General features: G+C 43.5%; 12 protein-coding genes. 5 read left to right on the forward strand and 7 right to left on the reverse strand.

Features of this window, described 5'->3' with window-relative positions; all coding sequences use genetic code 11:
- Positions 1–316: 316 nt before the first annotated feature.
- The 4 genes from ACTNEW_RS14155 (at position 317) to ACTNEW_RS14170 (ending at position 3486) form a co-directional block, all read left to right on the forward strand.
- Positions 317–796 carry a Gx transporter family protein gene (locus ACTNEW_RS14155; protein WP_441062156.1) on the forward strand — a complete coding sequence of 160 codons (480 nt, stop codon included), beginning with the start codon at positions 317–319 and terminating at the stop codon, positions 794–796.
- Positions 797–1025: 229 nt separating this feature from the next.
- Positions 1026–1874: a transporter substrate-binding domain-containing protein gene (locus ACTNEW_RS14160; protein ID WP_441062157.1), complete on the forward strand. Its 849-nt coding sequence runs from the start codon at positions 1026–1028 to the stop codon at positions 1872–1874.
- 95 nt (positions 1875–1969) lie between these two features.
- Entirely contained in the window at positions 1970–2737 is a 768-nt protein-coding gene (locus tag ACTNEW_RS14165) for an amino acid ABC transporter permease (RefSeq protein WP_441062207.1), read from the forward strand.
- A gap of 2 nt (positions 2738–2739) precedes the next feature.
- Positions 2740–3486, forward strand: a complete 747-nt coding sequence (locus tag ACTNEW_RS14170) for an amino acid ABC transporter ATP-binding protein (protein ID WP_441062159.1) — start codon at positions 2740–2742, stop codon at positions 3484–3486.
- A 200-nt stretch (positions 3487–3686) separates the two neighbouring features.
- On the opposite strand, the gene ACTNEW_RS14175 is transcribed toward ACTNEW_RS14170, so the two are convergent.
- From ACTNEW_RS14175 to ACTNEW_RS14190, 4 genes are all read right to left on the reverse strand, one after another.
- Positions 3687–4763: an alcohol dehydrogenase catalytic domain-containing protein gene (locus tag ACTNEW_RS14175; RefSeq protein ID WP_441062160.1), complete on the reverse strand. Its 1077-nt coding sequence runs from the start codon at positions 4761–4763 to the stop codon at positions 3687–3689.
- Between the two features lie 351 nt (positions 4764–5114).
- Positions 5115–6260, reverse strand: coding sequence for an aldo/keto reductase (locus ACTNEW_RS14180; protein ID WP_441062162.1), 1146 nt, complete (start codon positions 6258–6260; stop codon positions 5115–5117).
- Positions 6261–6442: 182 nt separating this feature from the next.
- Positions 6443–7570 (reverse strand): ROK family protein, encoded by a 1128-nt coding sequence (locus tag ACTNEW_RS14185; protein ID WP_441062163.1) that lies wholly within the window; start codon positions 7568–7570, stop codon positions 6443–6445.
- 114 nt (positions 7571–7684) lie between these two features.
- Positions 7685–8755, reverse strand: a complete 1071-nt coding sequence (locus ACTNEW_RS14190) for an NAD(P)H-dependent flavin oxidoreductase (RefSeq protein ID WP_441062165.1) — start codon at positions 8753–8755, stop codon at positions 7685–7687.
- Between the two features lie 454 nt (positions 8756–9209).
- Between ACTNEW_RS14190 and ACTNEW_RS14195 the strand changes: the two genes are divergently transcribed.
- Positions 9210–9305, forward strand: a complete 96-nt coding sequence (locus ACTNEW_RS14195; RefSeq protein WP_441062209.1) for a DUF6783 domain-containing protein — start codon at positions 9210–9212, stop codon at positions 9303–9305.
- A gap of 63 nt (positions 9306–9368) precedes the next feature.
- Here the strand turns inward: ACTNEW_RS14195 and ACTNEW_RS14200 are convergent, their stop codons facing one another.
- The 3 genes from ACTNEW_RS14200 to ACTNEW_RS14210 form a co-directional block, all read right to left on the reverse strand.
- Complete coding sequence (locus ACTNEW_RS14200) at positions 9369–10481, reverse strand: aldo/keto reductase (RefSeq protein WP_441062166.1); 1113 nt, start codon at positions 10479–10481, stop codon at positions 9369–9371.
- A gap of 244 nt (positions 10482–10725) precedes the next feature.
- Positions 10726–11484: an ABC transporter ATP-binding protein gene (locus tag ACTNEW_RS14205; RefSeq protein ID WP_441062168.1), complete on the reverse strand. Its 759-nt coding sequence runs from the start codon at positions 11482–11484 to the stop codon at positions 10726–10728.
- Positions 11477–12280 (reverse strand): ABC transporter ATP-binding protein, encoded by an 804-nt coding sequence (locus tag ACTNEW_RS14210; RefSeq protein ID WP_441062170.1) that lies wholly within the window; start codon positions 12278–12280, stop codon positions 11477–11479. The genes ACTNEW_RS14205 and ACTNEW_RS14210 overlap by 8 nt, the downstream gene beginning before the upstream one ends.
- Between the last annotated feature and the right edge of the window lie 34 nt (positions 12281–12314).

The following is a 12314-nucleotide window of genomic DNA, read 5'->3' on the forward strand; positions in this document are numbered from 1 at the left end:
CGCAAAAAATCCCCACGGATTAATACAGAACTAACGTCTAATTCATTAAAACCCGCTGTAATTAACTAAAGCCTTCTTTAATTCACCAAAAACATTTTTATTAACTAAAGCACTCTTTAACCCACAAACACCTGAAGCACTTAGCAAACTCTCCACATCCTGGCCCCCTCTGGATTATGACAAACTTATTTCAAACAACATTTATGTTTCATATTTTTCCAGCTTTACACTCTCCACGAAACAGGTTATATTTAAATACATAAATCGCAGAGGAGGAATGCTTCATCCTGCCACCCTTTTGATGAAGCTGACGTATATGAACAAAAAAATCGCATATCTCGGACTTTTTTCAGCAGTGGCTATTATTTTCGGATACATCGAAACCTTAATTCCCGTTTTCGCAGGCATCCCGGGCATTAAACTGGGACTGGCAAATCTGGCCGTTCTTTTCATACTGGAACGATACAGCTGGAAAGATGCCGCTCTGGTATCTCTGATCCGTATCCTGGTAATCGGCTTCCTGTTCGGCAACCTTTTCAGCATTGCATACAGCCTGGCCGGAGCCTCTCTGAGTCTTCTGGTCATGACATTGTTAAGACGCCGACAGGGATTCAGTATCATGGGTATCAGTATTGCAGGCGGAGTCAGCCATAACATCGGCCAGCTCCTTGTCGCTATGCTCATTGTAGAAAATACAAGTCTCATGTATTACGCTCCTGCCCTTCTGGTCTCCGGAGTTGTTACCGGTTTTCTTATAGGAATCCTCACCTCGGAAACCATAAAAAGAATCCCATGAAAAAGCGAAGCAATTCCTTACTCATAAACCGGTAAAACACACTCTAGCATAAGTGGCTTATACAAAATCCACAAAATATGGTATATTCATTGACTTTCCTGCGACAAAGTATTAAAATATTATAAAGCGCAAAGGGGCACTTCATGTGTCTTTTTGCGCTTTTTTTCGCGGGAATCGCCCGGGAACAAATTATATAATAATAAACATACATTATGAGGAGGAAATGAAAATGAGAAAAAACAAAATGTGGAAAATGACAACTGCATCTCTCGCTGCCGCAGCTATGGTCTGCACAGCTTTGGGTGCACAAACAGTTAGCGCTGATGACACAAAAGTACTGAAAGTTGCCATGGAATGTGGATATGCTCCTTACAACTGGACTCAGTCAGATGATTCCAACGGTGCCGTTCCCATTGCTGACAGCAACGATTATGCATATGGATATGATGTTATGATTGCCAAAAAAATTGCAGACGAACTCGGTTATGAACTTCAGATCGTAAAGCTTGACTGGGATTCCCTTGTTCCTGCAGTTATGTCCGGTACTGTAGACTGTGTCATCGCAGGTCAGTCCATTACTTCTGAAAGACTTCAGATGGTAGATTTCTCTGAACCCTATTACTATGCATCCGTTGTAGGCCTTGTCAAAGGTGACGGCGATTATGCCGATGCTGCAGGATTAGCCGATCTTGAAGGCGCAACCTGCACGTCCCAGCTTGGAACCATCTGGTATGATGTCTGCCTGCCGCAGATCAAAGATGCCAACATCCAGCCTGCACAGGAATCTGCACCGGCTATGCTGGTAGCACTGGAGAGCGGCCGTACGGACCTGATTGTAACAGATATGCCTACCGCAATGGCTGCATGTGTTGCTTATCCGGATCTGAAACTCCTTGACTTCTCCGGAACAGACGATGATTTCGAAGTTTCCGAAGAAGAAATCAACATCGGTATTTCTGTACAGAAAGGCAACACAGAACTTCTGGACGGCATCAACAGCGTTCTTTCTGAAATGACTACAGATGACTACAATGCCATGATGGATGATGCAATTGCCGTACAGCCTCTTTCCGAATAAGTTTTGAAATCAACTGAAAAGTATTGTATTTATAATTACTCGAAAGGACACTATTATAAAAGATAGAAAGGAATCTGATCATCGTGATATCCGAAATGAACTTTCTGGAGAGGATCATTTATCTTCTCCAGCAATATGGAATGTCCTACCTGAAAGGCGCCGGAACCACCCTGCTTATTGCAATTGTTTCCACAGCGATCGGATGCATCATTGGTTTTCTGGTAGGAATCGTACAGACAATCCCAGTAGATAAGAAGAAAGACAGCGCAGCGAAACGTGGCCTTCTGGGTTTTGTAAAAATTCTCCTCCGGGCTTACGTGGAAGTTTTCCGCGGAACTCCCATGATTGTTCAGGCTGTATTTATCTACTATGGAATGTCTCAGGTATTCCATATTCAGCTTGGCATGTGGGAATCAGCGTTCTTAATTGTTTCCATCAACACAGGTGCCTATATGGCTGAATCCGTGCGAGGCGGTATTATTTCCGTTGATCCCGGACAGATGGAAGGTGCCAAGGCAATTGGTATGACTCACGTGCAGGCCATGTCCAACGTCATCCTTCCTCAGGCATTTCGTAATATCATGCCGCAGATTGGAAATAACCTGATCATCAATATTAAGGACACTTCTGTTCTTTCCGTCATCAGCATCGTAGACCTGTTCTTTGTACATAAAAGCGTTGCCGGTGCACTGTATACTTACTTTGAATCTGCAACGATCGTCATGCTCATTTACCTGACCATGACACTTGTCACATCCAGACTTCTCAATTTCTGGGAGAAAAAAATGGACGGTGATGACAATTATGAACTGGTGGATGTCATGGACATCGGCGACCAGCTTCGCAAGAAAGGAGGCAGGTGATCATGAGCAATGCAGAAACGATTCTTCAGGTTTCTCATCTCGGTAAGAGCTTCGGAAAACACGAAGTACTGAAAGATATTGATTTTCAGGTACGAAGAGGAGACGTGGTTTCCATTATCGGTGCGTCCGGTTCCGGCAAATCCACCATGCTCCGCTGCATCAATCTTCTGGAAACACCGGGAAGCGGCCAGATTCTTTTTCACGACAAAGACATCACTGACCCGAAAATCAATGTACCCGCTTACCGCGAAAAGGTAGGCATGGTATTCCAGAATTTTAACCTCTTCAATAATATGACGGTTCTGGAAAACTGTATGGTCGGTCAGATCAAAGTTGCCAAAAAAGACAAAGAAACCGCCCGTGCACAGGCGATGAAATTTCTTCAAAAAGTGGGAATGGAACCCTATGTAAACGCCAAACCCCGTCAGCTTTCCGGCGGTCAGAAACAGCGTGTTGCCATTGCAAGAGCTCTGGCTATGGAACCGGAAATCCTGCTTTTTGACGAACCGACCTCCGCGCTAGACCCGCAGATGGTAGGGGAAGTTCTGAATGTTATGGAAGCCCTTGCAAGAGAAGGACTCACTATGCTGGTGGTTACTCATGAAATGGCTTTTGCAAGAGATGTATCCAGCCATGTGATCTTTATGGCAGACGGTGTCATTGCGGAAGAAGGAACTCCGGATGATATTTTTGTACATCCGAAACAGCAGCAGACAAAAGAGTTTTTAAGCAGATTCAGGAATTCCTGAGCCTGATAAAGCATTTCGAATTATCTGTCGGACAGACAAAAAAAGCCTTCGGAAATGAATAATTTCCTGAATCAGAACGCGGTTATTCCGATTATCTTTTTTGGAAATTATTCTTTACCCGAAGGCATTTTTTATGTAAAAATCCCGTCAGCACATCCTATTTCATGACTGCCAGACAGTCCTATAATAGACTACACTCATCAGAAAGTTATGGCAACTTTAAAATCTCCATATTTCCCGGTTGCGTATTCAAACGCTTTTTCCCATTCCTCAATCGGGAAAGTTTTGGAAACAACTCCCTCTGTTTTCAGGTTTCCATTGCAAATATTTCTAATCACAAACGGATAGCAGTACGGACTCAGATGAGAGCCAAGGACATCCAGTTCTTTGCGGTCACCGATGATGGACCAGTCAATCGTTGCAGGCTGTCCAAATACACTGAATTCTACAAATCTTCCCAGTTTGCGCACCATGTTCAGACCCTGTTGCACGCTTGCCGGATGACCGGTTGCTTCAATGTAAATATCACATCCATATCCGTCCGTAAGTTCCAGAACCTTTGCAACGACATCTTCTTTTCCAGGATTCATCACAAGGTCTGCACCGAATTCTTTTGCTTTTTCCAGACGATTATCCAGCATATCCAGAACAATCAGCTTTGTAGGATTTTTCATTCTTGCATAGGTGATCATACCAAGTCCCAGAGTACCGGCACCAGCGATTACAACGACATCATCATTCGTAATCTGCGCACGGTCAACGGCATGTTTGGAACATCCATAAGGCTCGATCAGAAGCGCTTTCTTTAATTCCATATCTTCCGGAACTTCTGAGATCACTGCAGTCTTCGGATAGCGGACATACTCTGCCATACCGCCATTATTTCCCTTCTGAAATCCAAAGGTAGCATGCGGCTGGCACATCCAGTATCTGCCGCTCTTACAGAACTTACACTCTCCGCAGGGAACAATCTGATCTGCAGTTATCCTCTGTCCAATCTTAAAATCTTTTACATTTTCCCCAAGCTCCACAATATGTCCCAGAAACTCGTGTCCCGGAATAAAGGGTGGTTCTACCCACGACGGCTGCACTTCATCTCCCCAGAACATCGCTGCCCCGTGATAGCATTTCAGATCACCGGCACAGACACCGCATCCTTCTGTTTTGATAATAATATCATCCGGTCCGCATTCCGGTGTGGGATAATTCAGTTCCAGCCGGTAATCCCCCTTGCCATACGCCACAAGTGCCTTCATTGTTTCAGGAATGTTTCTCATTTTTAATCTCTCCTTTTCTTTTTTACTTGAATATGATCTTTCTGATCTGATAATGTTTATTATGTATTTTTATTTTGTAATTCTATTTTACATATCAATTATACTTTTCTTTTATTTATATGTCAATGATGAAAAAGATAAATTTAAAATTCAGTAATTCTTATAATTACAGTACTCCATCCAATTTCCGCGATTTATACACCTTACACATTTTTCTTGACAAACCATCGGAATCTTTGCACTGCTTCCATGCTATCCCAAAGCAATGATAATCCTACAAAAAATAGCACTGAATTCCTCAGTGCTATTCTCTGCAAAACTTTTGCTATATCAATTCCACTTTCGCTTCATTCAGAAGCCAAATAGCTTCGCTGTCTTCTCCATCCGTTCCGCAATTGGTACGCCAAACGGACAGCGTGTTTCACATGCATGACAGGCAATACACTCCGATGCCTTGTGCTCCAGAAGTTCATAATGTGATTTCACGGTAGCCGGCACTTCCGGCTGCATCACTGCGAGATCATAGAACTTATTGATCATTGCAATATCAAGGTTGGAAACACACGGCTTGCAATGACCGCAATATGTACATTCTCCGCGGTAAGAATGGAACGGCGCATTTGCAATCACCGATGCATAATCCTTCTCTTCCTCAGACGCCTCCTCATAAGCCACGGCTGCCTCTATCTGCTCCTTTGTATCATATCCGCACAAAATAGAAGCCACGGCAGGTCTTGTCAATGCATAATGAATGCACTGCACCGGCGTCAGACTTACTCCAAAGGGAGACCGCTTTTCATCAAACAGCCGCCCGCCGGCAAAGCCCTTCATAACTGTAATTCCCACATCATTCTGCTCACATACCTTATAAAGCAGCGCTCTGTCCGGATCAATTCCTTTCAGTCCTGCGTCAAATTCCTCGGCAAACATTGTATTAATATCTTCGCTGGCCGGAAGCATATCAAACGCAGGGTTAATGCTGAAAAGAATCATTTCCACATATCCGGATTGTGCTGCTTTTACCGCAACCCTGGGATTATGGGAACTCAACCCGATATGTCGGATAACACCACTATTTTTCAGTTCCATCACATATTTCAGATAATCCGAATGCTGAATCTGGTCCCATTCTTCCACGGAATCCACATAATGGATCATTCCCAGGTCTATGTAATCTGTCTGCAGCCTTTTCAGCAGATCCTCAAATGCCGGACGCACATACTCCAATTCTCTGGTTCTGTAATACTGTCCATCTTTCCATGTGGAACCAAGATGTCCCTGGATAAACCACTGTTTCCGATTTTCCTTAATTCCTTCTCCAATAATATTCCTGGACTTTGGATCCGGCATCCAGCAGTCCAGAATATTAATGCCTTTCGAAGATGCATATTTTATCAGCTCAATGCTTTCTTCCTCCGGGTGACGTTCCAGCCATTCGCCGCCAAACCCTATTTCACTTACCTGAAGTCCCGTTTTTCCTAATCTTCTCATAACCATCTGTGTTACCCCCATGACCTTTCTTTTTTACATTTCCTGCCCCCGCAAATCGTTTATCAATACGGATAGCAGGAATCATTATACGCAGCATGATCAAACAATTTTGAAACACATTATACATCAGAAAGCCCTGTACGATATTTTTTATGAAAAAGCTGTAAAGTGATGTTATTTATCAAACATCAGACTTTCTCCCAGAACTCATGGATAAAAGGAAGGGCACTTCCAAGTGCAAGCGCTTCTCTTTTTACCTGACAGGGCTGAAGAAAATCCGCATTCGTTTCAAATGTATTTCTTTCTCTTGCCAGCGTTCGAATCTGATGCATATAATCACTCATATAGGCACCCACATATCCGCCCAGAATTACTTTACAATCAAAAAGCATTCGAACATTATTCACAGCAATCGAAAGATAATACAGATAATCCCGCCACAGCTCCATGCATTCCCGATCACCCTGTTCCAGCTTTTGAAAAAAATCCTGAAGATTCCCATCACAGACATCTGAAAGAATCGAAGCATTGCAGTATGTCTCAAAACAGCCCCTTTTTCCGCAGTAACATTCCCGTCCGTTCGGAATCAGTGTCATATGTCCCACTTCTCCGCTTCGTTGTCCCTCTCCATGATAAACCTTATGATCAATCAAAATCGAGCCCCCGATATTATTGCTCAGACTGATGTAAAAAGCATCTTTCAACTCACTGTTCTGGGAAATTTCCGCATAACCTCCAGCATCCGCATCATTATACAGTCTGCACGGAAACGGAATATATTTCCCGAATTCTTCTGCTGTCATCCCTTTAAAATCCAGAATTTTTCCGTAAAAAATGGTACGATAATCCTTTGTCACCAGGCCCGGAACAGCAATTCCGACACCCAGCATCTGTTCTTCATGGATTGCTTTTTCTTCCATTGCTTCAGAAATCAGTTCTCCAAGTTTCTTTTTGTACTCATCTGTAATCGAAAACGGATAACGGATTCTTTTCTCGTAAATGATTTCTCCATTCAGATTCACAAGAAGGACGGTAATATGATTTCTCGTAATATCCAGTCCAGCCGCAATTTGAAACATCTCCGAAATAGAATAGCCTCTGGCTCTTCTCCCGCCGGTATTACCGATGGTGCCATTCTCACAGATCAGACCTTCCTCCAGAAGTTCATTGATATTCTGTGTCACTGTTGGTCTGCTGAGCTTCAGTTCATAAATCAGTGCCGGACCGGAGATACATTTTTTCTCCCGAATAGTGTTATAAATTCTGTTTCGGTTCTCTTCTTTCAGATTCTGAAAAATGCTCGTATCTTTCTTCATCCCAAATTCCTCATTTTACAAAACTGACTTACACATTATTATACCATTCTCTTACGGACGGGTCAAAAAGTATTTTATCTGTATTGTTTCTTTATCTATGTTGCTTTTTATCCATCAAGCTGTTGGCAGCTCTTCTGTCAGCTCTTTCATCAGTTCCGGTACGGTCGTCAACTGTTTCAGACGGGAAGCATTGCTTCCGCAGAAAATCAGGCCGTTTTCTGTATCTCCCTGTACTGCCGCAATCAAAGCCTGCGTAATGCAATACGGTGCTTTTGCAGGATTGCAGGCACTCAGGCAGGAAAGGCAGCGCTTTACCGGAACCTGTCCCCGCGCCACTTTTTCCAGAAATGTATTATGGACTGCACGTCCCGGCATTCCCACCGGGCTTTTGATTATCTCAATGGAGGAGGCATCTGCATCCAGATATGCCTGTTTAAATGCCAAAGATGCATCACACTCTTCTGTTACTACGAACCTGGTCGCCATCTGTACTCCATCTGCTCCCAGTTCCAGTGCATGCAGAATGTCCTGTCTGTCAAAAATGCCTCCTGCAGCCACCACCGGAATCGTACATCCGTATTTTTCTCCATATTCCTTCACAACGGCAATGATCTCCTGAATCTCGCGGTCATATTCTTCCGTAGTTATGGTATCCAGCTGATCACGGGAAAATCCCAGATGTCCTCCTGCTTTCGGTCCTTCAATGACCACCATATCAGCAGTTCTGTGATGATGTCTGTCCCAGAGTTTCAGGATAACTCTTGCAGATTTTACAGAGGAAACAATCGGAGCTATTTTCGTCTGCTCTTCGTATCCTTTTACCAGTTCCGGAAGTTCTGCGGGAAGTCCGGCTCCACTGATGATCAGATCAGCTCCTGCTTCACAGGCTGCATGAACCTGTGCCGCATATTCTTTGGTTGCAACCATGATATTTACACCGACCAGTCCGTCTTTTGCCTGCTCTTTCGCCTTTTTGATATGCTTTTTTAATGCACGCAGATTCGCTTCATGGCAGTTAGTGTAAAAATCCGGTTCCTCAAATCCAATCTGCGCTGCGGATATCACACCAACTCCACCGGATGCCGCAACAGCTCCGGCAAGCCCGGAAAGACTGACTCCAACTCCCATTCCTCCCTGAATAACAGGAATACGTGCTGTTTTATTACCAATCACCAATGACTTCATAACTTCATCTTCTCCTTGTTGTTATCGTATTGTTGTTCTTATTGTTTTTCTTGTTCTTATTGTTTTTCTTGCTCTCATTGTTTTTCTTACACTTATTGTTTTCTTACGCTTATTGTTTTTCTTCCTCTTCTTATTCCTTTAAATTTATATTATGTTTCAAATATTTTGATTATCAAAATATTTATTCTATTTTATACACCATTTTCGTTACGAAGTCAATATATTATAGAAATAATCATCACTAAATCTGGTATTTAAAACTACTTTGTTTTCTGGAAAGCTTCCTGCATATCAAAAAACAAATAACCAGCTATATCACGCATAATGATTTTCTCATATGCTCATGATATAGCTGGTCATTTATTTTTTTGATGTATAAAAACGTGTTAAAAATATCGTTCCGGCAGACGTACGTCACTATTTACAAAACAAATATATCGCATTCTGTCAAAACATAGCCCGCTATGTCTCACTCATTTGGAACAAATCTCCCACAAATTATGGCGCACATCTGTCAGAAGGCAATCGTCAAACACGCTCCTACAACTGATTGCATTCACTTTTACACAGCTTCCTTCAGGAACATGTGCTTAGCAATTCGTATCAATTCGTATCAATCCTGATACTCGGCAATCTCCTTCAGGCGCTCAATGATCGGAAGATGCTGGGTACATTTCTTTTCACAGCTTCCGCACGCAATGCATTCTTCCGCCATGCTTCTCGGGATACACCAGTGATTGTTCAGTCGATCCGCCATTTCCTTCTTCTTTCCGGTAAGGATCATCTGATTGTATGCATCCATAAATTTCGGAATCTCGATTCCTTTCGGACATCCTTTACAGTAAGAACAGCCGGTACAGAGGTTATTCAGAGCCACACCTTTTCTGTTGTATTTCTCTGCAACCACTTCCGCCGGTTCTTCTACCAGATTCTCAACCGCTTTTACTGCATCATCCACATGCTCTTTAGTCGTACAGCCGGCCAGAGTGACTGTGATTTCCCGATGAGATGCAACAAAACGCAGTGCAGCCTGTGCTACAGTAAGATCTGTTCCTTCTGTCAGATAAGAAAACGCTTCCGGGTTCTGCGGGATCAGACCGCCGCCAAGCGGATTCATAACAACAACGCCCATACCGTTTTCGTATGCTTTGCGGATACCACTCTGACGGAATTGATAATTCAGAGCATTATAGCCGATCAGCATACCCTTGAACTTACCGGTTTCCACAACCTTTTCGATATCATTTCCCTGCATATGTGAGGAAAAAACAATATTACGGATCAGACCTTCCGATTTTGCATCCTCAAAAAATCCATACAGAGCTTCCATATGTTTTTCCCAGGACTCCAGATTCAGCATACACCACATGTGATAGAAATCGATGTAGTCTGTTTTCAAACGATCAAGGGAAGTCTCCAGACGGCGTCTGAAAATGTCTTTATCCGGTTTTTCTGTTTTTAATGTATTAAAATTGGTCTTCGATGTAACGTAAACTTTTTTACGATCCACCTGGGAAAGTGCGATTCCTGTCACGATCTCACTTTTGTCATCGCAGTAAAACGGAGCCGTATCCCAGTAATTGATGCCTTTCTCCAAAGCATATAACGGAATTTCCGCACATTTTTCCAAACGTCCTGCTTTGATATCTTCTTCATCATAACGCATCGTTCCAAGCCCTACTGCTGAAACTTTCATGTCTGTATTGCCGTACTGTTTATAGTACATGGTTTTATCCTCCTTCAGTTCTGCTTCTTGTCAGGTGACTGCATATTGTACATTGTTCATGTCTCTTGGAAACAGCCTTATATAATATTATTGTAACATAGAATCAGTGAAAACAGGAGTATTATTTCCATTAAATTCCAGAAGGAAATCCTGTGATATTACTGTTCACCGGAAATATCCCGCAAGGTGATTTCATACATTTATGAATTTTCAAACATGCTTTATGACAGTCAATACACGAAATCTATAATACAGAATCAATCAATATTTTTGTATACTCCCTCTTCGGATGATTGATGATCTCATCCGGAGTTCCGGTTTCTTCCACTTTTCCCTGATGCATCACCAGTACCCGGTCGCAGAACCGCTGTACGAGTGCAAGATCGTGGCAGATAAACACAAACGAAATCTTCTTTTTTTCTTTCAGTTCTATCAGCAATTCCAGGATCTGCTTCTGCACCGTTACATCCAGAGCACTTGCCGCTTCATCGCAGATCAGAAGCAGCGGATCCACAGCCAGTGCTCTGGCGATTGCAGCCCTCTGGCACTCACCGCCGCTGACTTCATGGGGATAACGTACTGCATATTCCGGCGTAAGTCCGCAGAGTACAAGCAGCTCCGCCACTTTTTTCCCTGTTTCTTTTCTGCTGATTCCCCTATTTCTGAGACTTTCTCCGATTCCGTCTCCCAGTGTACGGCGCGGATCAAAAGACTCCGCCGGCATCTGAAATACCATCTGCATCTTCTGATAAACACTGCGCAGTTTTTTCCCGGACATGTGCGTGATATCTTCACCAAGAAGCCGGATTTTCCCCTCTGTTGGCTCCAGAAGGCGCGTGAGCAGCCTCGCTATGGTACTCTTTCCGGAACCGGATTCCCCTACGATCCCAAGGCACTCTCCCTCTCTAAGGGAAAAACTCACATCATCCACTGCAGTAAAGGATGTTTTTCCGGAAAGAAAAATCTTTTTTAAATGTTCTGCCTCCAGTAATATTTCAGTCATCGTCTTCTCCCACTTTTACACGGTTCAAATGCATCACGGAATTCATCAGATTACGTGTATACGGATTATCCGAATGATGCAGAACATAGTCCGTCGGACCATAATCCATCATTTTCCCGCTTTTCATCACCAGTATCTGATCAGCCATGGCAGATGCCAGACCGATGTTATGAGTAACCAGAATCATAGCGGTTCCGTATTCCCTGCGCATCTGCAGCAATTCCTCCATCACCCGTTTCTGCACTGTCACATCCAGAGCGCTGGTCGGTTCATCAGCCAGAAGCAGCGAAGGATTCATCAGCATGGCTGTACAGATTCCAATCCGTTGATTCATACCTCCGGACAACTCAAACGGATAACTGTTCAGGATTCTCTCCGCATCGTCCAGCCCGATTTTTTTCATCAGAAGCGCTGCACGGCGAAAAGCTTCCGCCTTAGTAAGCTTCTCATGCTCTGCAAGACACTCATAAATCTGCACTCCCACCTTCCTGATGGGACACAGAGCTGACTTACAGTCCTGAAATACCATTCCCATCTCAGGCCCCCGAAGCTTTCTTCGCTTCTTCTCCGGCATGTCTGTCACATTGTTTCCTTTATAATAAATATCTCCACTGGTCACCAGCCCGTCTCTGCCCAGAAGCCCCATAACCGCTTTCATCACGGTACTTTTGCCGCTGCCGGACTCCCCTACCACACCAAGAATCTCTCCTTTTTGCAGTTCAAAGCTCACATCCTCAACCACTGGCTTTCCGTTATAGCATACCGTAATATTTTCTGCACGCAGCAATGGTTCCATCTTTATAAATCTCCTTTTTCCCCATGGAACAGCT

The organism is Blautia sp. HCP3S3_G3 (assembly GCF_052063365.1).
GTDB lineage: Bacteria > Bacillota > Clostridia > Lachnospirales > Lachnospiraceae > Blautia_A.